The following is a 25,936-nucleotide window of genomic DNA, read 5'->3' on the forward strand; positions in this document are numbered from 1 at the left end:
CGTGTTCGGCGGGACGAACAATCCTCCATGCCGGCGGGGCCTACGCACAGGAACCACTCGACCCAGCGTGCCACGACCTTCGCCGTTACCCCGTATGGCCCTGCTGGCCGCGGATCGTGCGGCCCCGCTTGTCCCAATGAGCCTAAGACGTGGACTCGCGAATTGAATCGACTCAGATTCTTGTCACAACATGACGATCGTTGCGGTGCGGCGGATGATCTCGAAGCGCACAACCCGTGCCTCGATATCCGCGCCAGCCGCCTGAATTCAGAAGAGGTCTGGCGCAAAACATTGCGCCGCTCGCGCGCAAGATCAGATCTCCTCCTCCTCCGCGAAATCAGCGCCGCTAGGTCCCTTCCGCTGCCGGGACGATGCCGGACCGGGCGCCGAACACGAAGATAGACGGTCATGCGCATAACTTCATCGCCGGGCAACTTTCGGCGGTTCGCTTTCTCGGGCAGCGTCGTGGCGGGGCCGGTGTTAGTCACCGATTGCAAAGCGGGCAATTGACCAGATGAAATCCGTCTGCATGGCAACGGCGGCGTGGTCGAGCTTGCCGGGATTGGTCCAGAACCAATTCGGATCCGGCGCGCCATTCGGACTGCAGGAACCGGATGGATTGGGACAGAGCGCCGGGATCGGCGGATCGACAAATCCTGCTGGCGTCGTCTTTATTCCCTTTGCGTTGACGGCGGCACGCGCATGGCAGGTGATGCAGGACGAAGTGTCGGCGAATCCGGCCTCCGTCACCGAATTGCCGAGATGCGTCGGCAAGCCGGTCGCCGAGACGAAGTCGGTCTGGCTGCCCTTCAGGCAGTAATGTTCCCACACAGGCGAAAGACCTGCGGAGCCCATCATGGCTTTCAGTGCGTCGTTCTTTGCACAGGCGCTGTAGGGCCGATCAGGAACGTCATTCGCGTCCACGTCGGCGACAACCGCACCATAGGCATCATGGCATCCGGTATAATCGCAACGGCCTGGATTGTTCTGGTGCTCGAACGTTGCCCAGGTCCAGTTGGGCAGCACCTTACTGATGATATGCATGGCGGTTAGCGCGTATTTCTTCCCGTCAGGTGCCTCGCTAACATAATAATCGGCGCTATCGACCTCATCGGCGGGCACCCAATTTGCCTTGACTTCCATGGCGCCGACAGGAGCTGAGATCGGCCGGCCGGCATTATAGAAGGCTCGCAGACCGGCCTTGGTAAAGAGCTGGTTGCAAACGATGTAATCGAAAGTCGCCTGGTTGCGGCGAACTTCTTCGCTCCCGTCGGGCGACCCATGCGGGACGGAGCCCATCGGAGCCAACTGCTGGAGGGCTGAAAGACTCAGTATTTTTGGGCTAGCCACGGGAGTGGCGATTTCCGCCGCTGCGTCCGACTGTCCACAGGACGGGTCGCCTTTGGCGCCCGGAAAAACCGGGTGCGGAGTGAATGTATCTTCGTTCGAAGCCCATGTTTCGAACAAAACCTTGCCTGGTGTCGCCGCGACGGGAGCAGCGACATAAGCGAGGAAACGCCAAGACGCCTCGTCCGGCCTGTTGATTGCCAGATTGGCATCGACCGACTGGGCGAAGCCGTCGAGGGGTATGGACGCCAACGTAAAAGCGGCACCCGTTGCAAATAATCTGGAAATCCAGTGCATCTTGTTCTCCAAGCAGTTTCATCAGTCTCCGAGCTTTTTCGGAGGGGATTTTGTATTCTATTGGTGACATCCCGCCTCGAAGCGGAAAAGGCGACTGCCGTCCGAACGGGTGATCGTGACGGCTTCGGCGGGGGAGAAAATCTTGTTTGCTTATAGCTATCCCCTACCCGTCCCGTGGCCGGAGCCATTCAACTATGCTTTTGGGGAGCTTGCCCTGCGACTTGCTCGAAACGAGCACGCCGACATGCCCGCTCGGAAGCGGAATCTCCGTATAGTCGGTGCTGCCGATCTTGCCGCCGAGCGCCTTGGAGCAGGCCGGCGGAATGATATGATCGTTCAGCGCGAAGATGTTAAGCACGGGCATGTCGATCGCGCGGAGGTGGACGATGCGGCCCGACAGCTCGAACCTACCCTCGACCAGGCGGTTCTCCTGATAGAGCTCCTTCAGCCATTGCCGGCCGGCCGCGCCAGGGTGATCCGGCCGGTCGGCCAGCCATTTCTCCATGCGCAGGAAGTTCATCAGCCGGTCCTTGTCACCGGCGTTGTCGAAGAGTTCGACATTGTACTTGGTCAGCGATTTCATCGGCGTCATGAGCGAGAAGATCGAGCTCATGAATTCGCCGGGGATGACACCTAACGCATCGACCATGCGATCGATATCCTCGGGCGTAAGCGAGCGGGTCCAGATGTTGAGGAGGCAGTAATCGGGCGCCGGGTCGTCGATATCGGCGTGGAAGTCGATCGGCGTGATGGTCAGGACCAGGTTCTTGACCTTCTCCGGATGGAGCGCCGCATAGCAGGTGGCGAAGACGCCGCCCTGGCAGATGCCGAGCAGCGTTACCTTGTCATGGCCCGTCTCGCGGCAGATCCGGTGCACCGCCTCGTCGATATAGTCGTCGACATAGTCGTCCATCGTCAGGCAACGCTCGGCGCGGCCAGGCTTGCCCCATTCGATCAGCCAGACGTCGACGCCCTCGGCGAGCAGGCTACGCACCAGCGAGCGGTCGGGCTGGAGGTCCGCGATAGTGTAGCGGCCGACCAGGCTATAGACGATGAGGACCGGCGTCTCAACGGTGCGCTTGACCGTCGGCTCGTAGCGAAACAGCTTCACCTTGTCGCGGCGCATGACGAGCGTCTTCGGGGTTGTTCCGACATCGACATCCTCGTCGCGGATGCCGGCGAGCACGTCCGCCCCCTTGTGAAACTTGCCGACATTCTCGGCGAAATCCTTCAGGAAGCTGTTGAAGGCGGTTTTGCGGGGTTCGGTCATCGCTCATCCCTTTCCTGGTTGTGTGGCGATACCGCGCGCACCTTCGACTTCATCGCGCTGTGCCCTGATGCTGGCGCGCACCTCCCGCCTGAGTTCCGTGAACTGCCGCGTCAGCTCGTCGAAGTCGTGCTGGCTCGGAACGCCTAACAGCTTCGCGACGCTGTCGGTCATTTGCTGCTGGCGGGTGCGCAGCTCCAGCCCGGCGAGCAGCCATTCGCGCTGCGTGGCGAGGAAATCCTTAGAGCGCAGATTGCTGATCAGTTCCTCGTTCGCAATGTCCCTCCATTTGTCGAAGGCCTTGCGCCAGCCGAAATCCTCGGCGTCTCCTTCCTTCGTGTCGGCGAGCGTCGCGCTGCGTTCATAGGCCTTGCTCCACGGCACGGAGGCTATGGCGTGATAGGCCGCCATGCGCTGGCCGACGTCCATCCAGGCCGCCATCAGCGCATAGACCTGCCGGTCGAAGTTCCACATGTCGGCAAGGCGCGGGGCTTCCGCCATGCGTTTGAAGGCTTCTGAGATCTCGCCGCCCAGCGCAACGGCAAACAGGCTGCTGTCGGCCGCGCGCGTGGTGAGGAAGGGCATCATCGAGTTGAACCACATTTTTCCAATTTCCCCTGCCTGCTCGATGTTGCTGCGCCACATTTCCGACATGCGCAGCAGCATCTGCGAGAATTCCGGTTGGTCGTCCGAGCTCGGGGTCATGGCCTGCTCACTCCCGCAAGCGCGCTGGCATAAATCGCCCCGGCCTGATCGTCGTCGAGCTCGCGCGGATTGTTGACCAGTAGGCGATCCTCGTGCTTCATCGCATCCTTCGCCAGCTTGGAAAGATCGCCTTCGCTGATTCCAACCGCCGAAAGCGAGCCGGGCACCCCGCAGTCGCGGCAGATCGCCTCGATCTCGGCGATGAAGGCCACAGCGTCCGCCGCATTGGACTGTCGGCGATAGCCGGGCTGGATAACGTCGGAGAGCTCGGCATAAAGCGCTTCGGCCGCCGACCGGTTGAATTCCAACACGTAGGGCAGGACCAGCGCAATGGAGAGGCCGTGCCCCACATGGTAGATCTCGCCGATCGGATAGGCGAGCGCATGCACCGCGGCAACCGGCGAATTGGCAAAGGCCATGCCGGCCAGCATGGAGCCGAGCAGCATTTCCGAACGCGCTTCAAGGTCAGAGCCGTCCGCGTAGACTTTCCTGAGATTGGCCGACAGCAGCGCCAGCGCCTTCAGTGCGAGCTGGTCGGAGATCGGGTTCTTCTTGATCTTGCCGGTATAGGCCTCGATCGCATGGGCCATGGCGTCGATGCCCGTCTCAGCGGTGAGGTGCGGCGGCAGGCCGAGCGTCAGTTCGGGATCGAGGATCGCCCAGTCCGGGATGAGGCGCGGCGTGATCACCGCCTTCTTCTCGTTGTTTGGCGTCTTAACGATGGAGATCGGCGTCACTTCCGATCCGGTTCCCGCCGTGGTCGGCACCAGCAGCAGCGGCAGCCGGTCGCCGGTGGCACGGTCGATACCATAGATATCATCAAGCTTGACCGGGGTTTTGGCGAGATAGGCGACGAGCTTTGCCGTATCCAACGCGCTGCCGCCGCCGATCGCCACGACAGCGTCGACGCCGCACTCGCGGCAGATTTCTGCTGCCGCTTCGATGACATGCGACGGCGCGTCGGCGACCACGCCGTCGAACATGGTGAGCGCGATGCCGGCTTCGGCAATCGCCGCTTCCGCATTGCGCGTCAGCCCGGCCGCCCGCACCTTCTCGTCAGTGACGAGCAGCACATGGGCGGCCTTATAGCCCTTGAGGAGCCCGCCGATCTTGCTGGACGCGCCTGCGCCGAAACGGATGTTGGTCGGGCTATGGAAAGTGAAGGCCATGTGTTTGGTCCTTTTGTTTGGCTCTCTCGGGCGGCAGGGCCTGCCGCCCGAGGCGGCTTATCCTAGGTTGCTCAGACGTTTAGTTGGTTTCGCTTTGCGCGAGCGCGGCTTGTCGGTGAGCACTCGCTTGTTATCCGAATAAACGATCGCCACTTCGACAACATGGACGCCGCGGCCTTCGAAAGCGGCTTCGAGCGCCGGCACCAGTTCGCCCAGCGTTTCGACGTTCGTGCCCTTGGCGCCATAGGCTTCGGCCAATTTCACGAAATCCGGATTGTTGAATGTGGTGCCGAAATTCGGGAAACCCTTGGAGGCCTGCTTACGGCTGATCATGCTCCAGCCGCCGTTGTCCAAGATGAGGACGACGAGGTTGAGCTTCAGTCGGACGGCCGTCTCCAGTTCCTGGACGGTCATCTCGAAGCCGCCGTCGCCGCAGAGCGCCATGACGCGGTGCCAGGGATAGAGCATCGCGGCCGCTATCCCTGACGGCAGTCCTGCTCCCATTGTTGCAAGAGCATTGTCGAGCAGCAGCGTATTGGGGGCATTGGTCTGGTAGTTGCGAGCGACCGAGATCTTGTACTCGCCGTTGTCCAGCACCAAGATGTTGTCATGCGGCGTCATTACCTCGCTTATACCGTTGACCAGCGCGAAGCTGTCGTCCGTCGCCCGCGCGGCGAGAATGGGCTCGCGTAGGTAAAGAAGCGCCTGCGCGTTTGGCAGCTTGCCCTTGAGGCGATCGCCCAGCGCCTGCAGCGAATGGCCGATCTCGCCGATGAGCTGGTATTGCGGGAAGTAGACCTGCTCGACTGGCGGCGACTGATCTCCGATGTGAATGACCTCCGGGCCGCCCTTGCGCATGATGAACGGTGGCTTTTCGGTCGTGTCATGGCCGATCATGATGATCAGGTCGGCCTTGTCGATGACCTCGTGGACATAGTCGCCTTCGGATAGCGCCGGCGTGCCCATATAGAGATGGGAGCTCTCGGGCACGGTGCCCTTGCCCATTTGAGTGGTAAGGAACGGGATGCGCGTGCGGATCACAAACTGCGCCATATCCGCTGCCAAGCCGGGACGCGAGGCGGCCCGCGAGGCGGCGGCCCCGAATATCAGAAGTGGACGTTTGGCTGCGGTGATGAGGGCGGCCATTTGATCGAGGTCCGCATCGCTTGCTATCGGCGGTCCGAACTGGTGCAGGAGGTCGGACCCCTTGGCCATGCGCTTTTCGCCCTCAGGGCTGCGAGTGTTCTTTCGTTGCTTCGTCATGTCAATTCCCTTCGAGTGCTGCCTGTGCGAATCGAAACTGCGCGAATCCGTTTGGAGAGCGGACGCGAGGCGACTGCCCCAGACATCAGAAGCGGACGTTTGGCTGCGGTGATGGGGCTTCGGCGCAATCATCAGACCTCCCCCTCCTCGCATTTTTCGGCCGCAATATCTTCCGGAAGCTCAAGATACACTGGCCCCGGCTTTCCCTCGTGGGAGACGCGGAAGCCCTCCCTCATCGTCGACGAGATCAACTGCGCCGATACGATTTGTATTGCGAGCTTGGTCAAGGGCTTCATCACTGCGACGGAGTCGACCCTCTGGAAACCTGCCTGGGGGCGGCTCTTGATCGCCTTCTGGCCGGCGATCATCAGCAGCGGCATCCCGCAGAGAAAGGCATAGCCAGCGCCGTTGGGGAAGTTGAGCATGCCCGGACCGCAAGTGGCGAGGCAGACGCCGATCTTGCCAGTCAGGCGGCCATAGGTCGCGGCCATGTAGATGGCTCCCTGTTCGTGTCGGGTCGGCACGAACTTGATCTTCTTCGACTTGCGCAGCGACTCGAGCAAGTCGAGGGTTTCCTCGCCGGGAATGCCGAAGATGTACCCAACCTCCTGCTCCTCAAGCCCCCGCACAACGAGGTCGGACCCCTTAACCTTACGCTTCCGAGATTGTGCCACCACGCTTGGGCTCCCTTCATGTGTTCGAGGCAATGCTGTTATCCCGCAACGCGGATACCGCGGTCGTTTCGCCCGAGCGTTCTTTCCTGCTTTTTTGTCATGCCAGCCGCTTTCAAAATTGCTGCTGTAAATTCCTTGGTCGTCGCGCTGCCGCTGAGACCGGCGGTCGCGACATTGTCGAGGTTCAGCGCCTTGCCGACCGCGTTGCCGTGGCGTTCGCCTTCTCGCCTTCGCCGACATTGGTGGACATGAGGCAGGTGGCGAGGCACTGCCGTCGGATTGGCGACATTCTTCCGGCGATGTCCCGGGCAGATCCCCGCGACGCCGCCGACAAGGGCCGGCGATCTGGTCGGAGAGGACGCCCAAGCAGGTTGGCTGATAACGAGGACGGGGAATTAACAGACTGTGTCATGCCAAACATCCTGACGGGGTATCTAATCTGTGACGGTATTAAACCGTCATATGGTATATGTATGATCATGCCGCACGAACGTCAACGGCCATTAACCTGCCGCGCCAACAAAATTACCGGTTCTATCGGAGCAAGGCTCACGGCTTCGGCGGCGGAGACAATCTTGGTAGTGGACTTGCCAATTTCGTCCTTTCCATAGAATGCGATCTGACGCAGAGCTGCCATGCTTAGGGACGGCGACGTCGCAAATGACGCTTGCCGTTTCGTAAATGTATCCGGCCCTCCGCGCCTGGAGTGCTGTTGCAGCAGGTGATGATGACAGATCGCACACACCATTCCCAAAGTTCGGGCAGGAAGCCGCTTCTTCACAGGGCTTATGGCATATTGATTGACTGTTTCGTCCATCACTATGCCGGAGCGTTGTAATTGAGCGAAGAGCGTCAGGCGAAACCAGGATCTCCGAAGGACGATTGTGCGGCATGCAGGAAAAGTCTGAACAGCGATTCCCTGGTTGATGATGCCGAGGCCTTGCGCAGGGAGGCGGGCAATCCCGTTGGTAGCGGGTGACCTCAGCGAGGCTCTCGCCGTGCGCCTGCGATCTGGACAATCATGACGCTTGCATGGGCGAAGGAGACACCCTGCGGCACGGTCTTGTTCAGCGATAGCTCGGCGACAGTTCGCCTCAGCTTGACGTTCGCCCTTCCAAAATGGCGTAGACGCTTCACTTGCGAGAGCATCAGGCCGGTATATTTTGTTCTAATTTAGAAAGTGGCGTTTAGAAGCTTCTGCTTTGCGTCAGACATCGGCGATCGGACCCCCCTCTACCAAAATTGAGGACAGTGCGATCTCCGCTTAATTTCTTCCTGCATGGGTCGCAAGTCGCAGTTCCAGATGGCCCGATCAACCGAAATTCTCGACATCCAATTTACGACATTGTCGTCACCTTTGTCGGTTAAGTGACAGGCGTCCTTGTTCTCAATCCCGTATTTTTACGCCCACATAACTGGAATCGCAGCGAATTATTGTTCGTCAGCTCAATCGGCCGGCTCGGCACGAATCTTGAGAGTTATTGCGAGCAGCGGAACGGCCGCCGCATCCGCGGTGCGGGATAACCGCATTGCTTCGAACTCGTGAAGGAACCCCAAGCATGGCAGCTCTGCGTCAGATCGCATTCTATGGAAAGGACGGAATTGGCAAGTCCACTACCAAGATTGTCTCCGCCGCCGAAGCCGTCTCGATCAATCCGTTCGGGCGATACGGCGGCGGCATCCGTTGCGGAATAACCGCATTTGCTACGAACATATGAAGGAGAGCTATCTATGACGGGAAAGTGCGGAACTGGCAAATCGCCGAGAATGTCGGCAAGTTCCACAAGGGGACGGACGTGCTCGCCGGCATCCGCGACAAGGATGTCGATGTCGGAGCGACGCCGAAGACGTATCACGCTTCACTCACGGCCGAGGCTTTCTGAGCTCGAGGCGATCTGGAGATTAAAGATGTCCAAAACTGAACTTGAGCGTTTCGTTGGCGATGTGGGGAATGACGTCCGCCTGATGGAATACACGAAGGAGATTAAAAATGTCTGATACTGAACTAGAGCGTTTCGTTGCCGATCTGGAGAAAGGCGGCAGCCTGCTGGAATACGTGAAAACGAATGCTACCGGTCTCGCATCATTGGTGGCAAGCGGAAAAGCGCATGGCTACGATTTCACGATCGATGAGGCCAAAAGTTACATAAAGGCCAGAAATCCAGGTGGCATGACCGCCAAACAGACCGATCCAGCTGTCGGCAAGCGCCATTCGGACGTTGTGACCTCTATCAAGGCAGTCCAGACCATCGTGGCCGCCACCACCGCTGTTGAGGCGGCGCAAGCGGCAACGACAGTCTTTGAAGCTGCCGAAGCGATTGTCGTGGTCGCTGCGGTCCTCATTTAACCAAACGGTCACGGGCGGTGCGCATTCACCCCCCGTGACCAATGAGAAAGTGGAAATGGGAGGTAACCTCGTGACCCACTCTGCTAAGGAACACTATCGACAGATCTTTGACCGGCGGACGCCTGCAGAGGTCCGCACGCTGGCCCACATCAAGCGCTTCATGGAATGCCTCTCCGGCGACGCGGCATTCAAGAGCGCGCTTTCGGAGAACGTCGACAACCCTCGTAGCGTAACGGCGCGCTACGGGATTGAAGTCGACCCGATGGAGATGCTGCCGCTCTGGCATTCTAGCTACCGGAAATTATATGGCAAACCGGAGTGTACGTCGTGGCCATTGGCTGTAACTTGGCGTGAGTATATGGACGAGATGGTGCGCCATCGCGACATCCTGCGCGACCAAGGCAACATGTCGGTTGCTTCCCCTCGTTTCCATGCGTGGCGCGAGCGGCAAATGCGCCGCTGCGACGACGTGTTGGGCATATCGGCACAGTCGATCACGCACCCCGTCATTGCTTTCGAGCTGAGCGAAGGCTGTACCGGGGGCTGCTGGTTTTGCGGCCTGTCGGCGAGTCGGTTCAAGGGTTATTATGAATATAGCAAGGAGCATGCCTACCTTTGGCGCGGGGTAGTTGGCGTCTCGAGCGAAATGTTCGGTTCGGCAGCGAGCACTGGCTTCTGCTACTGCGCCACAGATCCGATGGATAATCCCGACTACGACCGCTTTCTCTTTGACTATTATCAAATCACCGGCACATTGCCGCAAACAACGACGGCTATGCCTCTCAAGAATCTGGCACTCACCAAGCGTGTGCTCGAGCTGTTCGAACGCTACCGTTGCGTGACCAATCGCTTTTCCGTGCTGAGCACGGACCAACTCAATCAGATCCACACGGCATTTTCGCCCGAGGATCTGATGGGCGTTGAACTCGTCCTGCAAGGCAAGGAGATGCGAAGTTCAAAAGCTTTCGCCGGCCGCGCGCGAAAGGAGAAACTCAGCGCAGTCAAAGACGGCGATGCAACCGTGGAATCTGAGAGCGGTCACACGACGATCGCCTGCGTTTCCGGCTTTCTCGTAAACATGCCGCGGCGGCGTGTGCAATTGGTGACGCCGGTACCGGCGAGCGGACGTTGGCCTCTCGGTTATCGCATCGTGGATGAACATTTCTTCGGAACGCCAGATGAGTTCCGGGACGAAGTCCAAAGCATGATTGATGAGCACATGCACGAGAGCCCACCTCCCAACCGGCCGATCCGCTTCCGCGGGGACTTGCAGTACGAGGCCAAGCGCCATCACTTCCTCCTCCGATCTTGCCACATTGAGTATCAGGTGCCCGACAACGCCGCCTCCTCCGTTGGCGATCTGATCGCAAGTGACCGTTGTACTGCGTCGGAATTGGTTGCGCAGGTCGTAACGGATGGAGCGAGCGCCATAGCAGTTGCCGATGAACTCGACCAACTGCACATGAGAGGATTGCTCGAAGAGGACCTCGACGAGCGCTTTGCCTGGCGGAATGGCGAGGGCACGACATGAGCGCCGATATGCCGATCGTGCTGGTGAACATGCCGATGTCAGCAGTTGAACGACCGTCGCTGGCGCTTGGTCTGCTGCAGTCGGCGCTGACGCGGGCCGGCCTGCAATCGAGGACAGTTTATGCCAATATCTGGTTTCTGGAATACGCTGGCCTCGCCGACTATAATTTACTTGAGACTTCCCCTCCGGAGGAAGCGCTTGTTGACTGGCTGTTCGCAGGCGTCGCATTTCCTGACTTCGAAACCAACCACGCCCTGTTCCTCGATCGGTATTTCCGGCGCAATCCGTGCCCACATAGAAGTGAGGCCGAGCTTCGTGCTAATTTCCTCAAGTTGCGTTCGCTCATCGGCGGCTTCATCGATTGGACATGCGGCAAGATACTGAAGGAACAGCCGGCTATGGTCGGCTGCACGTCAACATTCAATCAGCACGTTCCCTCGTTTGCGTTGTTGCGGCGCCTGAGCGAGCTCGCGCCAGGCTTGGTCACCCTCATGGGGGGGGCAAATTGTGAATCCGTGATGGGACGTACTACTCATGCGCGGTTCCCGTGGGTCGACTACGTCGTGTCGGGGGAGGCCGACACGCTGATCGGAGGGCTCTGTCGCGACATCCTCACTCATGGTCGCGATATCCCACCGGGCGACCTGCCGTTCGGCGTTTTCGGCCCGGTTCATCGCCAGGCCGGCTATCCCGCCACGCTGGCAGGCGACTTGGTGCCCCGCGCAGTGGTCGAGGATATACATGCCCTGCCGCTGCCCGATTTCTCGGATTATTTTGTCGAACTTGAGCGATCGCTCTATGCCGACCGCGTTTATCCGGGGCTGCCGATGGAGTTCTCTCGCGGCTGCTGGTGGCAGCGCAGCAGCCCCTGCACGTTCTGCGGCTTGAACGGCGCATTGATGACGTATCGCCAGAAACCGGCCGCACAAGCGTTAGAGGAGATGATCGAGATGTCCAAGCGCTACGGCACGTCGCGCATTGAGGCGGTGGATAACATTCTGGCGAATGACTATGTTGAAAAGGCATTGCCTCACCTCGTCGCCCTACCCGAAAAGCTCTCCATCTTCTTTGAAGTCAAAGCCAATTTGAAGCGCGTTGAAGTCGAGAAGTTGGCCGCAGGCGGTGTCCGCTGGATCCAACCAGGTATCGAGAGCCTGGATAGCCGCGCTTTGAAGCTTATGGGCAAGGGAACGACGGCAGTGCAAAATGTTCAGCTCCTGAAATGGTGTCGCCAGTTTGGCGTGCGGGCTATCTGGAGTATCCTGTGGGGTTTCCCCCGCGAAAGCGATGCTTGGTACGCTCAAATGGCTCGCTTGTTGCCGCTGCTGCGTCATCTGCAGCCGGGACACGCTGTTAGATTGCGCTACCAGCGCTTCAGTCTCTATCATCGCACAGCCGACCAATATGGTCTGACGCTCAGCCCGGCCGCTTCCTATCGCTACGTCTATCCGCTCTCTGAGCGCGATCTTGCGGATCAGGTTTACTACTTCGAAGACAGTCAAGCCAATGATACCGGCCGCAATTTCGGTGTACTTGACGCAAACCGCCGCCCCGGCGTTCAGGCGATGATTCAAGGTATGGATGCCTGGAGAGACGCATGGCGCGGCCCGACGACCCCTATGCTATCGATGTGCGATAGCGGTGACGAGATTATGATTGAGGACACGCGCAATATAGCAGTGGAGCGTGAACAGCGAGTCAAAGGCTTGGCGCGTGAAATCCTACTGGCTGCTGATCAAGGCATGCCAGAGGCCCGCCTGAGTGGACAGCTGAAGGGGGCGAGCCTGGCGGAGATTGAGGAGGCGACTGCAGACCTTATTGCTCGCAAGCTAATTGTCCGGCTGGACGCCCGCCTGGTCGGGCTTCCGGTTTGGGACCCCTGTACGTCAATGCCCGCTCTGACCGCGTTTCCAGGAGGCTATTTAGACCGACGTGTCGGCGGGTACTGTCCGAGCGAAAGGCTGGGGCGGATTACGACAAAACATGTCGGCAACCCTACAAAACCCCTTCGCATAGCGACAACGAAACATGTGCAATCTCGAAGGTTTACCGGCGCAACCTGATTGGCACGAGTAGTGCTCAGAGTAAGCCGGGTCCTAAAGCCCAAATCCGATTGGGAGCTTAAACGACTATGCACATCGTGGTCTGTATCAAACAGGTGCCGGACTCTGCGCAGATACGCGTCCACCCGGTGACAAATACGATCATGCGCCAAGGCGTACCGACCATCATTAACCCTTACGACCTGTTTGCCCTCGAAGAGGCACTACAAGTTCGTGACCGCTATGGGGGCGAGGTGACCGTTCTCACGATGGGACCGCCCATGGCTGAGCAAGCGCTACGCAAAGCCCTCACCCACGGCGCAGATCGCGCAGTGCTTCTGACCGACCGCCACTTTGCTGGATCTGACACGCTGGCGACCTCGTATGCACTTTCTCACGCAGTAGCGAAGATTGGCGAGAGCTATGGGGCGCCTGATATCGTCTTTACCGGAAAGCAGACAATTGACGGCGACACGGCCCAGGTCGGACCCGGAATTGCAAAGAGGCTGAACCTCCAGCAACTGACTTACGTAACGAAGATTGTCTCCATTGACCCCACGTCGCGCGAGCTCATGGTTGAACGGCACGCGGAGAGCGGCACGCAGATGCTGAAGAGCACGTTGCCATGTCTCATCACCGTGCTGGAAGGTGTCAATGCTATCCGCCGGGGCTCTCTCGATGACGCCTTCCGAGCCGCGCGAAGCCCGGTTCTTAAATGGGGGGCCGCTGACGCCGGCATTGGGGAGTTGACCAAATGCGGCCTAAGGGGATCGCCGACGGTCGTGAAGCGAGTATTCGCCCCTGGTCCGCGCGCCGAAAAAGCTATGCAAATGGACATTAACGACAAAACGTTGGCCGAGGTCGCCGCGGACACGGTCACTGCAATTTTTGCCCGCCAGCCTGTTTTGGAACGCAAGCTCACGTCCCATGGCAATCGGTGAGCAGCGAGGAGTAGATTTTGGTTGCTAGAAAAAATGAAACGCCGGCAAACGCGGTCGGCCGCGCCAGCTCAGGGAAAAAGCTGCTTAAGTGTTTCGAAGATCACCGGCACGTCTGGGTCTTCATGGAACTTGAGCGCGGCAATGTTCATCCCGTATCGATTGAACTCCTCGGCGAAGGCCGCAGACTAGCTGACAAACTGGGTGTCCAACTGGCCGGGGTAATCCTCGGTTCGTCTGAAGGCGTGGGCACCAAGCCTGCGATCGAAGAGGCCTTCGCCTACGGAGCTGATGTCGCCTATCTAGTAGAGTCGCCACTCCTCGCCAATTATCGAAACGAACCCTTCACCAAGGCTTTGACGGATCTGGTCACTACTCACAAACCAGAAATTCTCCTTCTCGGCGCGACCACGCTCGGCCGCGACCTCGCCGGTGCTGTAGCAACGACGTTACAAACAGGGCTTACGGCTGATTGCACCGAGCTGGATGTTGATGGAGATGGTTCACTCGCAGCGACGCGGCCAACTTTCGGCGGGTCCTTGTTGTGCACGATCTACACGCTGATTAGCCGGCCGCAAATGGCAACGGTGCGGTCCAGGGTCATGGCGACGCCGCAACGTGCGGATAAGCCAATTGGGCGCGTTATCCAACATCAACTCCTGATGGTTGAGGAGGAGATCGTCACCAAAGTCTTCGCGTTCCTTTGTAACAGCGGGTCTGAGCAATCCGATCTGGCCAACTCCGACATCGTGGTCGGGGGCGGACTCGGCCTCGGCGCTGTAGGAAACCTGCAATACTTGAGAAACCTGGCAACGACGATCGGCGGGGGAGTCGGGTGCTCGCGCCCACTGGTCCAAAAAGGCTGGATGCCTGCGGATCGACAAATTGGTCAGTCCGGCCATACCATTAGACCCAAGCTCTACATCGCGGCGGGAATATCTGGCGCGGTCCAGCACCGCGTTGGCGTCGAAGGAGCCGATCTGATTGTCGCTATCAACCTCGACCAGAACGCTCCGATCTTTGACTTCGCCCACATCGGCGTTGTCGCTTGCGCGCTGGAGTTCTTGCCGGCGTTGACAGACGCTTTCGCCAAGCGAATGGCACCGCACAACTCTATCAAGGTTATGGACCGAGGAAGCTAGATGACCCAGAGTAAGTTCGACGCGATAGTCGTTGGTGCCGGTATGTCCGGCAACGCCGCAGCGTATTCGATGGCAAGGCGCGGTCTAAAAGTGCTGCAGCTGGAGCGCGGAGAACATTCGGGCTCTAAGAATGTTCAAGGGGCTATATTGTACGCCGACATGTTGGAGGCGATTATCCCAAACTTCCGCGATGACGCTCCTCTTGAACGGCATCTGGTCGAGCAACGATTCTGGCTCATGGATGACTCGTCGCACACGGGCGTGCACTATCGCTCTGGTGACTTCAATGAACTGAAGCCAAACCGGTATACGATCATCCGCGCCCAATTTGACAAATGGTTCTCACACAAGGTGCGCGAAGCGGGCGGCACAGTCCTTTGTGAAACGACAGCGACCAGACTCGCTTGGGACCTGAGCGGTAAAGTAATAGGCGTTCACACGGACCGAGAGGGCGGGGTGATCCTCGCGGACGTAGTCGTCCTTGCTGAGGGCGTGAACGGACTGCTTGGAACACGAGCCGGCTTACGCGATATGCCGAAGTCGGAAAATGTGGCCCTCGCTGTCAAGGAAATGCATTTCATGCCGGAAGACGTCATCGCAGAGCGCTTTGGCCTCAGCGGTAGCGAAGGCTGTGTGATCGAAGCCGGCGGCACGATCTCACGCGGAATGGCCGGACTGGGCTTCCTTTATACCAACAAGGAGTCGATCTCGGTGGGGATCGGCTGCCTCGTCTCCGGTTTAGCGGAAGGCATGGAAAATCCGTACCGCCTTCTTGACGCCTTCAAGCAACATCCCTCGATCCGACCATTACTGGCCGGATCAGAGATCAAAGAATACGCCGCGCATCTTATTCCTGAGGGTGGCTTCAAGGCAATTCCACAGCTCTTTGGCAACGGTTGGGTCGTCGTGGGCGACGCGGCGCAACTAAACAATGCCGTGCATAGGGAGGGATCGAACCTTGCGATGACATCCGGCCTCATGGCGGGTGAAGCAATCTTCCAGGTAAAGAGCCGTGGCGGTCTGATGACGAAACGCAATCTCTCTCTCTATAAGGGCATACTGGACAAGTCGTTCGTCATGAAAGACCTGATCAAACACAAAGATCTTCCAAGCCTCCTCCACACCGACAGCCACAATTTTTTCATGACGTATCCAACGCTTATATCTCAGGCAGCGCAAAATTTTGTGCGCGTCGACGGCGCACCTAAAATCAACAGGGAGAAGGCTACAGCTGCCTCCTTTATCAAGGCACGATCCCGTTGGGGGTTGATCAGCGACGCGGTCCGCTCCGCCGCATCATGGCGCTAAAGGAAAATTCGATGAAGACGACCATCATTGAGCGCATTGAGGATAAGCTGTACCAAAACCGATATCTCGTCGATACTGGACGACCACACATTACGGTGCGACCGCATCTGTCGCCAAGCCCGAGCCTCCTCGCCTTGACGAAAATCTGTCCGGCCAAATGCTACGAGCTGAACGAAATTGGTCAGGTAGCGATTGTTTCGGATGGCTGCTTGGAATGCGGCACATGCAGAGTGTTATGCGAAGCTAGTGGCGACATAAAGTGGAATTATCCCCGGGGCGGGTTCGGGGTCCTCTTCAAATTCGGATGAAGAGTTCCTACCTCCGGCGGACAGCAGCGATCGGTGCAACTGCATTAGCGGCGGCGATTGAATGTGCATCCACTCAACTTTTCGAAAGGCTAATTTACGCCGTCGATAACACGTATCGTTAACTTAGGAATATGCGCCGACATATTTCGCGCACCAGGGTAAAAAACAGTGCACCCTCCCCTGTTTGTAGGCCCGATTAAACCAGAGACGCGGCTCAGTGTACTCTACGCCGTATCCAAAGAACTTATCTCTTCTTTTCCTCTAGACAACGTGCTGAAGGCTGCCATGAATGCACTCGCCGAGCATCTGCTATTGAGCGATGGCGGAATCGTGATTCACGGCGCCGGAGGAGAGCCCTGGATAAACGTGCGGGCTCTCATTGGGCACGACGTTCGCTCACGTCCACTTACGATTGAACAGGCGGACGCAATAGATCGTGTCCTCGCTGGCGGTGAGAAGCACTTTGGGAAAAATTCCATCTTTCTCCCCGTTAAGGCAAACCGGAAAGCAATCGGCGCATTGTGGATTGATTTCGCACAGCAAAGCGAAGCTCAGGACGAAAGTCTTCTGACAAAGATTGCCGTGCTGATCGGTTTAACCTGCCAGCGATATCGCGAATTGTGCAGCGATGGCGGCTCGGTCACCGAGGAACAACAAGCAGGACAGATTCCGAAAATCAAGCCGAGGCCTCACACCCAGCACGATAAGATCGACTGGATCGTCGGGGACAGCCCTGCGATCAAGAAGGTTCTCGAAACCACCAAAATCGCGGCCGCGACAAACTCCGCGGTGCTTTTGAGAGGTGAGACCGGTACTGGCAAGGAGTGCTTTGCCAGAGCAATACACGCGCTGTCGATACGGAAAAGCAAGCCATTTATTAAGTTGAATTGCGCCGCGCTGTCGGAAACCGTTCTGGAATCCGAATTGTTTGGCCATGAGAAAGGCGCTTTCACTGGCGCTCTTCTTCAACGAGCTGGACGTTTCGAACTGGCCAATGGCGGAACGCTGTTGCTTGATGAAATTGGCGATGTATCACCACAATTCCAGGCGAAGTTATTGCGCGTGTTACAGGAAGGCGAATTCGAACGTCTCGGCGGAACGAAGACATTAAAAGTAGACGTTCGAGTTATATGCGCCACCAACAAAAACCTTGAAGTGGCCGTCCTTCGAGGGGAGTTCAGAGCCGACCTCTATTACCGGATCAATGTGGTGCCCATCATTTTGCCGCCACTTCGGCTGCGCGACGGAGACATTTCGCTTCTAGCGCAAGTGTTCCTCGAGCAATTCAACAAGGCAAATGATCGAAATTTTGAGTTCGCGCCGTCGGCACTAGACATTTTGTCTAAATGCGCATTCCCCGGCAATGTTCGCGAGCTGGACAACTGCGTACAAAAGACCGCCACTCTCGCCAGTTCAAATACCATCGGTTCATCGGATTTTGCTTGTCAGCAAAACCAATGTTTTTCGGCGCTCCTTTGGAAAACCGACGTCGACGGTATTGGCAACAAAACGATGCACACTCTCAACCCGCGAGACACAATGTCGAGCGGACTGGGCCCCTACGCAGGCACTCCCAGCGGTGCCACAGCCACAATGGAGGCACCGGGTCTCACTGAGCGTGATCGACTGATCAATGCAATGGTGAAGGCTGGTTGGGTACAGGCCAAAGCGGCTCGTATCCTAGGGAAAACGCCGCGACAGGTCGGCTATGCGTTGCGCCGGTTTGGTATCGATGTGGTGAAAGAGTGAAGGTGAGCGAGATCAAGAGCGTTGTCAGCTTTGGTTGGTTGCCAGCGAAGCGACTTCGGGCGCGACCCTGTCTTGATTTCTACAAAACAGCTCCGACAGCAAGCGGGGGAATCGGGTGTTAAAGGCGACATAAGCGCTGAAACCATAATGTCTCGTCGACGGGAATCTCGCTTGCTTTTGGAGCTGTAACCTTTCCTCATCAGTGGAACAGTGCAATGTCGGAACCGGAAATAAAGGTCGGGACGAGCAGCAGTGCCTCCTTCCACCGAGCGCCGATGGCTCCCGCTATGCCCGGTGGCCGCGCATCTTCGTCCTATGGCCTTTCGGTGACGGATGACATAGATGCGCGGATCTGGGAGAGAATCAAAGACCATCCCTGCTTTTCAGAGCAAGCGCATCACTATTTCGCTCGAATGCATGTCGCGGTCGCACCTGCTTGCAACATCCAGTGCAACTACTGCAATCGCAAATATGATTGCACCAACGAAAGCCGCCCGGGCGTCGCATCGGTGAAGTTGACTCCCGACCAGGCAGTACGCAAGGTGCTTGCCGTCGCCAGTAAAGTGCCGGAGCTTTCCGTAGTCGGCGTTGCCGGACCGGGCGACGCTTGTTACGACTGGAGGAAGACAGTAGCGACGTTTGAAGGAGTTGCGAGAGAAATACCTGACATCAGACTATGCATTTCTACCAATGGATTGGCGCTTCCGGACCATGTCGATGAGCTAGCTGACATGAACGTCGATCACGTGACGATCACTATCAACATGGTGGATCCGGAAGTCGGGGCGAAGATCTATCCATGGATACTTCACGGTCATCGTCGATACACCGGGATAGAAGGTGCCAGGATCCTTCACGAGCGCCAAATGCTGGGTTTGGAAATGCTGACCAAACGCGGCATTCTCACCAAAATCAATTCGGTGATGATTCCAGGCGTCAATGACACGCACCTCGTGGAAGTTAACCGATGGATCAGAGACCGCGGGGCATTCATGCACAATGTGGTGCCCCTGATTTCCAAGCCTTCACATGGCACTTATTACGGTCTTACGGGTCAGCGTTGCCCGGAGCCGTTCGAACTGAAGGCACTTCAAGACTGTCTCGATGGCAACGTTAAGCTTATGCGCCACTGCCAACAATGCCGGGCCGACGCCATCGGTTTGCTGGGCGATGATCGCGAGCGAGAGTTTGCCCTCGACCAGATCTCCACCAGAGTTAAATTCGACACCCGCAAGCGCGAGGCCTATCGCAAGCTGGTCCAGCATGAGCGAGGGGATCAACTAGCAGCAAAATTGGACGCGAACAAAGCAGTCAGGTCACTGGGTTCTTCGGGAACCCTCGCTGTTGCCGTGGCGACTAAAGGTGGCGGCAGGATCAACGAACATTTCGGTCAGGCAAGGGAACTCCAAGTGTATGCAGTCTCACGAAAGGGGATCAACTTGGTGGGACACCGCAAGGTCGAGCAGTATTGCCTCGGTGGTTTAGGCGAGAAGGCCACTCTCGATCACACTATCGTTGCACTCGACGGCATCGACATTCTGCTTTCTTCCAAAATCGGCGATTGCCCAAAGAAGCGGCTGGCAGAAACTGGCGTGCGAGCCAGTGACGCATTTTCCTATAGTTACATCGAGACTGCGATTGGCGCGCTATACGCCGCCGAGTTTGGCGGCAAACCGGCGATGCCGACGGCTTTAGGCCCCTCTAATTGAATCAGGAGCTAAAACATGGCCTTCAAGATCATTGTATCCCAATGCACCCAGTGCGGGGCTTGCGAATTTGAATGTCCCTCAGATGCGATCAGTTTCAAAGGTGAGGGATACGTCGTGGATTCAAAAAAATGTACTGAGTGCAAGGGTGAGTTTGACACGCAACAATGCGCTTCGGTGTGTCCGATGCCGAAGACCTGCGTCCCTGCCTGATCGCCACCGGACTAAATCGTAAAGAATGCGACGAGCCGCTAGTGGTCTCCTAAGCGAACATGAGGTCAAAAATTCACGTACCACCGATATCCAATCCAGTGAGCGATGCGCGCAACCTGAGCTTCCGGAGCTCCAAATCCGGCGCAGCGAGAAGGGACATGCATGAGAGTGACAATCAGCAGAACTGACGTCGGCTTATCGGTCTATATTCACAAGAAAGACCTTGAGGAACCGATCATTTCGGTTGAGCACAAAAACCTATGGGGCGGCTTTATTTTGCTGAAAAATGGATGGCGGATAGCCCTCCCCGACCTATCGCAGAACAGGCGCCTGCCCGTTACTGTCGACGCGAGGAGGCTATCCAGTTAGCGTGTGCGCAGGTTGATAGATGAGCGTCGATGTGAAGCGCAAGCGGGCATACACCCCAAATAGAGGGCATCGAGTTCCCGATCCCTTGAAGGCGGCTAACGGCAAGAGGCCGCCCGTAAATCAGGAGGAATCCGAGATGGCTGCCATTCAACGAAACAACGCTAGCCTAATCGGCAATCCAGGCGGAAGCCCTAAGCTTTGTAACAGCATTCATCCCATCGGTTCGGTGATATCCGCGGCGCTCCGGAAAGGAATTGGCATGAACCCCTTCGCCAGAACAGCTGCGGCTCTTTTCCTCGTGAACGGCCCCAAGAGCAATAGCCCCCTCGACGCAGAGAAGATTTGTTCAGCTTTGATTCAGACACTATTGGAAGATGCCTCCCGCAATCTGGAGGCTCGAGCCTGGCAGAACGCCGTGCAGACGGTCCCTTATCAGGTAGGAAGAATGAAATTGACGCAAACGCTGAGCTGCACAATGCCGCTTGGGGGGTTGCCGGACAAACTTGCGTCGATGTGCACCAGTAAAGGCCAAAGGCCCACACTGGCGAAATCCATTGGCTCCTACCTGAAACAATTTGGAAAGCCGACAGCGTTCAACTGCCTCATCCTGGATCAATCCGACACGGCTGAGATCCACCTCAGTCTGACGTGCCTGGATGTAACGGAGGACCGAAATCCGGAGAAATTTATCATCGCTTCGACTCAAGTTTCGGCGAAGCTGAAGCTCTCGAACCAGCAAACGCAGGCCGCTATCACCGAGGCCTTCGGCTCCTTCCAGGCGACGAGCGACCAGCCCTTCTACCTCCGCGCTGAATTGATTCAGATGCCCACCAAGTCAAGCTCAATGGAGGATATCCGTACCCGATGCTCTGGCCGCACGTAGTCCTGACTATTTTGATCCGCGACCATGGACTAGCGCGTCTCCTCCGCCAAAAGCGCCCGGCTGCCGGGCATTGGTCCAGTTTCACCCGGAACGACTTGCGGCCCCTGTGGTTCTTCTGGCCCAACCGGGCCTCGGATGGGGTCACCTTCACCCACTCCGATTCATCCCAGACACCACAGCCCAATGTGGCAGCTTCCATTGGAGTTCCGATCTCTTAACAGGAGCTTTCCGTTTAAGCGACGGAAAGCCTTCTGGCGACTAGCGATGTGCGAAGTTTCATGGCCGGCTGTTCAATCAGCGCCCATGATAGAGCGGCTAGTGCCACGGTTCCGACAGGCTCGACGATCCAGAGCCACCAGTGGCCGACCCATCCGATGGCGATCAGCGTGTGCATGACGAGCATATGGTAGAGGTAGATCCCGTAAGAGAGATCCTGCCCGCGCAACAGGTTAGGGCGCGGAAGTGAGTGCGCTGCCGACAGGACTAAACCGGCAAGAACAGCGATTCGGAATGCATCGACAGGCGCCGCATTGTTGATCGAGATGAATGCAGCGGACGTTCCTGCTACCCACCACGTTATCGCGAGATGAGTTGCCAGCCACCACAAGAGCTTGCCTTCGAAGATCTTGCTGACGCGATGCCAGTAAAGCCGAGCAAGAACTCCCATCGAAAAGATCCAGAAAGTCGGGCCTGCTGTCACCGACAGGAACGGATTGTACTTATCAGTTATGTTGAAGTGCTGCGCCATGACCCAAGACCCGAGAGCGGCGACGGCAACGACTAGGGCCCCTGCTCGTTTCCACCGCCGCCAAATTTCCAACAGCATTGGCAGGGTGAGGTAGAACGTCAGCTCCACCGTCAGCGTCCACAGCACCCCACTTGGGTCCGAGGCGCCGTAAAAGCCGCTCATCGTGTAGGGCTCGTAGGTGAAGTAGACCGCCCAGATTCGTGCAGCGGTCAGGATGTAGACTGTGAAGTAAAACAGATACTGCAAGATGCCGGTAACATTTAATCCCCCAGTCACCAGCAGGGCAAGTTCCATCACGGCGATGTTGACGAACAGTGCAGGAAAGATCCGGAGCGACCGCTTGACGAAAAAAGAGGCCGCAGACGACGATCGGATGTAAGAATCCGTTACTAGAAAGCCGCTGATTAAAAAGAAGATCGCAACACCCGGCGCCGAAAACAACAGATCGAAGACCCATGTGCCGTTTAAAGGATCGCCCAGATGAAGCCAATTCCAGGCGTGGCTAAACATCACCTGGCAGGCGGCAAAGAGCCTTAACAGGTCAAAGTTGTTCCGGTGACCGGATGAGTGTTCATTGGATGGTCCCATGAATGTCCATCAGCGCGGGCAGATGCCGCGCAACCTTTTGGCGTTTTATTGAGAACAGAACTCGGTGTAGCGGTGGACTGCGTTGTCGTCTGCAGCTCTGCCGTCAGATCGGTTGCCCTCGTTCGGCAACAACATCAACAATTACACGCTGATCCGGACGGTGGGGTCAAGGCACCGCTTACTGTGAAAGTGGCATTCATCATCTCATTAGCCGCCGCCGAAGCAATGCGGTCGACACGAGGAATGGTACGACTATGTAGATGCAGAGAACGCCGATATGCAGGCAGACATTTGCGATTGGTTGGCCCAGCATTGTCGGGCGGATAAGATCTATCGAATGCGCCAAGGGCAAGAAGGCGGCTATCTGTTGGAATGCTACGGGCAATTGGTCTACGGGAAACACTGCGCCCGACAAAAACAACATCGGTGTGATGACGAGGGTTTGGTAAAAGATGAAGTAATCGTAACTGGGCGCGAGGGCCGTAACGACCATTCCAAGGCTCGCAAACGCTAAGCCAGTGAGGGCGATGACCGGAAGCGCATAGAGAAGACACAGCCAATGGGTGTATCCCAGCATGGCGGCGACGATACCAATACCGGTGCCCGCTAGCGCCGCCTTAGTTGCTGCCCATGCCATTTCCCCAACGACGATATCCCCTAGCGTGAGCTGTGTGTACAACATTGCTTCCCAGGTGCGTTGGCCCTGCATTCGGCCGAAGGCCGCATAGATAGTCTCGAAGGTTGCAGCAGTCATCGCGCTTGTCGCGATCATTCCAGCCGCCAAAAATGCAGTGTACGATACGCCGTCAACGCGCCCTACCATCACTCCCAATCCAGCGCCGAGCCCGAATAGGTAAATTATAGGATCGGCTAGATTCCCGAGAATGGATGCCAGCGCCGCTTTTTTCCAAGCAAGATAGTTTCTGCGCCAAACTGCGAGCCAGTTCAAACCGCCGGCGGGTAATGTTGCTACGCCCATCGTCTACTTCTCCATCTCGCGTCCGGTTAACCGCAAGAAGACATCCTCTAAATTTGGTGGACGCTCCAGCAAACGCAGGCCAGAATATCCACGCAGTTGCGCGCGCACCTGCTCTGGATCAGGCGTGTAGCAGAACAGGGTCTCTCCGCTGATTTCCAGTCGGCTAGCATTTGGCCTGATCAAAAGACTAAGCTCCTGCGGGTCGCCACCGAAAATTTCGATCACGGGACAGCCAATCTGCTCCTCGATCAGGGCATGCGGGCGGCCTTCGGCGATCTTTCGCCCAGCTTCAAGCACGCACAGCCGGTCGCACAACCGCTCAGCCTCTTCCATGATATGGGTGGTCAGAAGAATTGTCTTGCCGCGTGCCAGCAGCGATCGAAGTCGTTCCCAGATCAAGTGGCGCGCGTGTGGGTCGAGACCAGTGGTCGGCTCGTCCAAAATGAGTAGCTGCGGGTCATTAATGAGCGCACGCGCCAATGTGAGGCGCCGCTTCATCCCTCCAGATAGGTCTGCCACACGCGTATTCGCCTTGCTCTCAAGTCTCGCAAATTCAAGCAGCGACGAGATGACGGTTTCGATTTCTCTGGTGCTCATGCGGAAGTAGCGGCCGTATACCAAAAGGTTTTCGCGGACCGTGAATTCCAGGTCAAGATTATCGAACTGAGACACGATCCCGATTTTCGCTCGTGCCAAGCGAACTTGACCCGGTTCCTGCGCTCCGAGTATAGTGATCGTGCCTCCACTTGGCGACGTCATCCCTAGGATCATACGGGTGATTGTACTTTTACCTGCGCCGTTCGGCCCTAAAAGACCAAAACATTCTCCGGCGGCGATAGTAAACGACAAGTCATTGACGACAACTTTACCACCATATGACTTCGAAACGCCGGCCAGATCGATTGCAACTGGGGACAATGCGCCAGAAGGCGAATCCACTGCCTTGCATTTCGAACCGCCCTGCCGCTCCGACGAGATGATATGATCCAGGTGCGGATCAGCGATCGTCGTCTTCAAATTCGCTAATTGCCCGTTCATTTCTTGTCCCAAATTTTGAGCTGCGGTGGCGCGATCATCACTCGCCACTATAGGCAATTTCAGATGTCGCCCGTCCTGGCATTTTGGCAGGGCCCTGCTGACCAACATTCGGCGCAACAGCTACTGATCCGCGCGACAGCCAGTCGCTATTGGATAGGGTACAAAGGGCATAGGCTTTCAAGGGAATTAAGAGAAAGATGTTCACGAGCGTGTGGAGAGCAAAACTCAGAAACCTAAGTTCGCGGGCGCGAAAGGCAGCCACGCTACACCGTACAAGAGTCATGGATCCAATGACCAGGATCGTCCACCATGGCACTGTGGCGGTCAGTGCAAGCTGGCCAATACCGGTCACTACCGACAGCGCAAGAAGAAGAAGGCCGACATTTTGCCCGATTGCATCCAGCGTGAGATACCGATCGAGGCCAGGCAGTACGGGGAGCGCAAGTAAAGTATCCCGAAAAGTGCTGCGTGCCCACCGTAATTGCTGACGCAGATAAACACCCATTGTGTCAGGAACGACTGTCGCCGCGATGGCGCTCGGAACATATTCAGTTCGAAAGCCTGCGCTCAGCATGAGAATCGTCAAATGGCGATCTTCGCCGAAGTCACTCGGCTTGCCGCGATAAAGCTGCGTCTCGTACTGATCGAGCAGCGAAAGCATAGCAGACCGACGGTACATCGCACATGGGCCGCAGCAACACATAACTGCACCGAAGCGAGCTTGTGCCGCGCGCTCCTCGTTGCAGGCAATCCAGTACTCCATGTCAATCAAACGAGTTAGCCAGCTGTCCGCCTGGTTACTGGCTTTCATTTGGCCCATCGCCGCACCGACTGCTGGATCCCGCATTTTGTGGGCAAGCTTCGAGACTACGTCGGGGGCGATCGTGGTGTCTGAGTCCACATTCAAGATAAGATCCCCAGAGGACTGGGTTATAGCGGCGATTTGCGCTTTGCGCTTTCCAACATTTTTAGGGAGAATTGTGAAGTTGAATCTCTCATCGTCTGCATAGACAGCGCGCTGAGCCACCACCGCGTCGCGATTTTTGGAACCGTCGTCGACTACATAAATACGCAATTTTCCGGCATAATCTTGTTCCGCAAGCGACGCGAGGCATTCCGAAAGAACGATTGGGTCCTCGTTGAAGCACGGCACAATCACATCGACGCTTGGCACGGGGCTGGTTTCGATGTCTTGTGCAGGTGTTGTTGAGATCGTTGTCCGCCTAGCATGAAAAACCTGCGCACTCTTGTAAACGGTGGAGAGCATTGCATAAAGCGAGACGGCGGCGATGCTGGTTGTTGCGAGCAGGGTCATGGTTTCTCGT

General features: G+C 57.2%; 23 protein-coding genes and 2 pseudogenes. 14 read left to right on the forward strand and 11 right to left on the reverse strand.

Annotated elements, in window-relative coordinates; translation table 11 throughout:
• Positions 1-480: 480 nt before the first annotated feature.
• From FFM53_RS36705 to FFM53_RS32795, 7 genes and pseudogenes are all read right to left on the reverse strand, one after another.
• Positions 481-1,644, reverse strand: a complete 1,164-nt coding sequence (locus FFM53_RS36705; RefSeq protein WP_246413352.1) for a hypothetical protein — start codon at positions 1,642-1,644, stop codon at positions 481-483.
• A gap of 163 nt (positions 1,645-1,807) precedes the next feature.
• Positions 1,808-2,914: a class III poly(R)-hydroxyalkanoic acid synthase subunit PhaC gene (phaC, locus tag FFM53_RS32770; RefSeq protein WP_138335055.1), complete on the reverse strand. Its 1,107-nt coding sequence runs from the start codon at positions 2,912-2,914 to the stop codon at positions 1,808-1,810.
• A 3-nt stretch (positions 2,915-2,917) separates the two neighbouring features.
• On the reverse strand, positions 2,918-3,616 hold the full coding sequence (locus tag FFM53_RS32775) for a poly(R)-hydroxyalkanoic acid synthase subunit PhaE (RefSeq protein ID WP_138335056.1): 699 nt from the start codon (positions 3,614-3,616) through the stop codon (positions 2,918-2,920).
• On the reverse strand, positions 3,613-4,785 hold the full coding sequence (locus tag FFM53_RS32780; RefSeq protein WP_165586542.1) for an iron-containing alcohol dehydrogenase: 1,173 nt from the start codon (positions 4,783-4,785) through the stop codon (positions 3,613-3,615). The genes FFM53_RS32775 and FFM53_RS32780 overlap by 4 nt, the downstream gene beginning before the upstream one ends.
• 57 nt (positions 4,786-4,842) lie before the next feature.
• Positions 4,843-5,976, reverse strand: a pseudogene (locus FFM53_RS32785) (thiamine pyrophosphate-dependent enzyme); the annotation flags it as partial.
• Between the two features lie 192 nt (positions 5,977-6,168).
• Positions 6,169-6,962 (reverse strand): annotated as a pseudogene (locus FFM53_RS32790) (thiamine pyrophosphate-binding protein); the annotation flags it as partial.
• Positions 6,963-7,215: 253 nt separating this feature from the next.
• Complete coding sequence (locus tag FFM53_RS32795; protein ID WP_138333888.1) at positions 7,216-7,539, reverse strand: hypothetical protein; 324 nt, start codon at positions 7,537-7,539, stop codon at positions 7,216-7,218.
• 742 nt (positions 7,540-8,281) lie between these two features.
• Here FFM53_RS32795 and FFM53_RS32800 point away from each other — a divergent pair.
• The 14 genes from FFM53_RS32800 to FFM53_RS32865 all read left to right on the forward strand — a co-directional run bounded on the left by FFM53_RS32800 (position 8,282) and on the right by FFM53_RS32865 (position 21,258).
• A complete protein-coding gene (locus FFM53_RS32800; RefSeq protein ID WP_163925911.1) occupies positions 8,282-8,440 on the forward strand; it encodes a hypothetical protein in 159 nt (52 codons plus the stop codon).
• 24 nt (positions 8,441-8,464) lie between these two features.
• Positions 8,465-8,605: a hypothetical protein gene (locus FFM53_RS32805; protein ID WP_163925910.1), complete on the forward strand. Its 141-nt coding sequence runs from the start codon at positions 8,465-8,467 to the stop codon at positions 8,603-8,605.
• A gap of 107 nt (positions 8,606-8,712) precedes the next feature.
• Positions 8,713-9,069, forward strand: coding sequence for a hypothetical protein (locus FFM53_RS32810; RefSeq protein WP_138333887.1), 357 nt, complete (start codon positions 8,713-8,715; stop codon positions 9,067-9,069).
• Between the two features lie 70 nt (positions 9,070-9,139).
• The gene (locus FFM53_RS32815) at positions 9,140-10,600 is read left to right on the forward strand and encodes a radical SAM family RiPP maturation amino acid epimerase (RefSeq protein WP_246401475.1); all 1,461 of its coding nucleotides are present in this window, start codon (positions 9,140-9,142) and stop codon (positions 10,598-10,600) included.
• The gene (locus tag FFM53_RS32820) at positions 10,597-12,663 is read left to right on the forward strand and encodes a RiPP maturation radical SAM C-methyltransferase (protein WP_246413354.1); all 2,067 of its coding nucleotides are present in this window, start codon (positions 10,597-10,599) and stop codon (positions 12,661-12,663) included. The genes FFM53_RS32815 and FFM53_RS32820 overlap by 4 nt, the downstream gene beginning before the upstream one ends.
• Before the next feature lie 68 nt (positions 12,664-12,731).
• Positions 12,732-13,583, forward strand: coding sequence for an electron transfer flavoprotein subunit beta/FixA family protein (locus tag FFM53_RS32825; protein WP_138333885.1), 852 nt, complete (start codon positions 12,732-12,734; stop codon positions 13,581-13,583).
• A 17-nt stretch (positions 13,584-13,600) separates the two neighbouring features.
• Complete coding sequence (locus FFM53_RS32830; protein ID WP_138333883.1) at positions 13,601-14,722, forward strand: electron transfer flavoprotein subunit alpha/FixB family protein; 1,122 nt, start codon at positions 13,601-13,603, stop codon at positions 14,720-14,722.
• Positions 14,723-16,030, forward strand: a complete 1,308-nt coding sequence (locus FFM53_RS32835; protein WP_138333881.1) for an FAD-dependent oxidoreductase — start codon at positions 14,723-14,725, stop codon at positions 16,028-16,030.
• 11 nt (positions 16,031-16,041) lie between these two features.
• Positions 16,042-16,338 (forward strand): ferredoxin family protein, encoded by a 297-nt coding sequence (locus FFM53_RS32840; RefSeq protein WP_138333879.1) that lies wholly within the window; start codon positions 16,042-16,044, stop codon positions 16,336-16,338.
• 195 nt (positions 16,339-16,533) lie between these two features.
• Positions 16,534-18,087 (forward strand): nif-specific transcriptional activator NifA, encoded by a 1,554-nt coding sequence (gene nifA, locus FFM53_RS32845; RefSeq protein WP_138333931.1) that lies wholly within the window; start codon positions 16,534-16,536, stop codon positions 18,085-18,087.
• Positions 18,088-18,302: 215 nt separating this feature from the next.
• On the forward strand, positions 18,303-19,796 hold the full coding sequence (gene nifB, locus FFM53_RS32850; protein WP_138333878.1) for a nitrogenase cofactor biosynthesis protein NifB: 1,494 nt from the start codon (positions 18,303-18,305) through the stop codon (positions 19,794-19,796).
• Between the two features lie 15 nt (positions 19,797-19,811).
• Positions 19,812-20,006: a 4Fe-4S binding protein gene (locus FFM53_RS32855; protein ID WP_017958634.1), complete on the forward strand. Its 195-nt coding sequence runs from the start codon at positions 19,812-19,814 to the stop codon at positions 20,004-20,006.
• Positions 20,007-20,168: 162 nt separating this feature from the next.
• Positions 20,169-20,375, forward strand: a complete 207-nt coding sequence (gene nifT / locus FFM53_RS32860; RefSeq protein ID WP_017958633.1) for a putative nitrogen fixation protein NifT — start codon at positions 20,169-20,171, stop codon at positions 20,373-20,375.
• A gap of 19 nt (positions 20,376-20,394) precedes the next feature.
• Complete coding sequence (locus FFM53_RS32865) at positions 20,395-21,258, forward strand: glutamate acetyltransferase (protein WP_246413356.1); 864 nt, start codon at positions 20,395-20,397, stop codon at positions 21,256-21,258.
• Positions 21,259-21,490: 232 nt separating this feature from the next.
• Here FFM53_RS32865 and nodX read toward each other — a convergent pair whose 3' ends face one another.
• The 4 genes from nodX to nodC form a co-directional block, all read right to left on the reverse strand.
• On the reverse strand, positions 21,491-22,594 hold the full coding sequence (gene nodX, locus FFM53_RS32870) for a nodulation protein NodX (RefSeq protein WP_138333876.1): 1,104 nt from the start codon (positions 22,592-22,594) through the stop codon (positions 21,491-21,493).
• Between the two features lie 199 nt (positions 22,595-22,793).
• Positions 22,794-23,573, reverse strand: coding sequence for an ABC transporter permease (locus FFM53_RS32875; protein WP_017958630.1), 780 nt, complete (start codon positions 23,571-23,573; stop codon positions 22,794-22,796).
• Positions 23,574-23,576: 3 nt separating this feature from the next.
• Complete coding sequence (gene nodI / locus FFM53_RS32880; protein ID WP_138333928.1) at positions 23,577-24,611, reverse strand: nodulation factor ABC transporter ATP-binding protein NodI; 1,035 nt, start codon at positions 24,609-24,611, stop codon at positions 23,577-23,579.
• Positions 24,612-24,648: 37 nt separating this feature from the next.
• Complete coding sequence (gene nodC, locus FFM53_RS32885) at positions 24,649-25,926, reverse strand: chitooligosaccharide synthase NodC (protein ID WP_138333874.1); 1,278 nt, start codon at positions 25,924-25,926, stop codon at positions 24,649-24,651.
• Positions 25,927-25,936: the final 10 nt, after the last annotated feature.

This window comes from Rhizobium indicum (assembly GCF_005862305.2).
In the GTDB taxonomy this organism is placed as follows: Bacteria; Pseudomonadota; Alphaproteobacteria; order Rhizobiales; family Rhizobiaceae; genus Rhizobium; species Rhizobium indicum.

Excerpts from the sequence above, each read along its gene's own strand:
- FFM53_RS36705 (WP_246413352.1), bottom strand. The coding sequence starts at position 1,644 with ATGCACTGGATTTCCAGATTATTTGCAACGGGTGCCGCTTTTACGTTG.
- phaC (WP_138335055.1), bottom strand. The coding sequence starts at position 2,914 with ATGACCGAACCCCGCAAAACCGCCTTCAACAGCTTCCTGAAGGATTTC.
- FFM53_RS32775 (WP_138335056.1), bottom strand. The coding sequence starts at position 3,616 with ATGACCCCGAGCTCGGACGACCAACCGGAATTCTCGCAGATGCTGCTG.
- FFM53_RS32780 (WP_165586542.1), bottom strand. The coding sequence starts at position 4,785 with ATGGCCTTCACTTTCCATAGCCCGACCAACATCCGTTTCGGCGCAGGC.
- FFM53_RS32795 (WP_138333888.1), bottom strand. The coding sequence starts at position 7,539 with ATGGACGAAACAGTCAATCAATATGCCATAAGCCCTGTGAAGAAGCGG.
- FFM53_RS32800 (WP_163925911.1), top strand. The coding sequence starts at position 8,282 with ATGGCAGCTCTGCGTCAGATCGCATTCTATGGAAAGGACGGAATTGGC.
- FFM53_RS32810 (WP_138333887.1), top strand. The coding sequence starts at position 8,713 with ATGTCTGATACTGAACTAGAGCGTTTCGTTGCCGATCTGGAGAAAGGC.
- FFM53_RS32820 (WP_246413354.1), top strand. The coding sequence starts at position 10,597 with ATGAGCGCCGATATGCCGATCGTGCTGGTGAACATGCCGATGTCAGCA.
- FFM53_RS32825 (WP_138333885.1), top strand. The coding sequence starts at position 12,732 with ATGCACATCGTGGTCTGTATCAAACAGGTGCCGGACTCTGCGCAGATA.
- FFM53_RS32835 (WP_138333881.1), top strand. The coding sequence starts at position 14,723 with ATGACCCAGAGTAAGTTCGACGCGATAGTCGTTGGTGCCGGTATGTCC.
- FFM53_RS32840 (WP_138333879.1), top strand. The coding sequence starts at position 16,042 with ATGAAGACGACCATCATTGAGCGCATTGAGGATAAGCTGTACCAAAAC.
- nifB (WP_138333878.1), top strand. The coding sequence starts at position 18,303 with ATGTCGGAACCGGAAATAAAGGTCGGGACGAGCAGCAGTGCCTCCTTC.
- FFM53_RS32855 (WP_017958634.1), top strand. The coding sequence starts at position 19,812 with ATGGCCTTCAAGATCATTGTATCCCAATGCACCCAGTGCGGGGCTTGC.
- nifT (WP_017958633.1), top strand. The coding sequence starts at position 20,169 with ATGAGAGTGACAATCAGCAGAACTGACGTCGGCTTATCGGTCTATATT.
- FFM53_RS32865 (WP_246413356.1), top strand. The coding sequence starts at position 20,395 with ATGAGCGTCGATGTGAAGCGCAAGCGGGCATACACCCCAAATAGAGGG.
- nodX (WP_138333876.1), bottom strand. The coding sequence starts at position 22,594 with ATGGGACCATCCAATGAACACTCATCCGGTCACCGGAACAACTTTGAC.
- FFM53_RS32875 (WP_017958630.1), bottom strand. The coding sequence starts at position 23,573 with ATGGGCGTAGCAACATTACCCGCCGGCGGTTTGAACTGGCTCGCAGTT.
- nodI (WP_138333928.1), bottom strand. The coding sequence starts at position 24,611 with ATGAACGGGCAATTAGCGAATTTGAAGACGACGATCGCTGATCCGCAC.
- nodC (WP_138333874.1), bottom strand. The coding sequence starts at position 25,926 with ATGACCCTGCTCGCAACAACCAGCATCGCCGCCGTCTCGCTTTATGCA.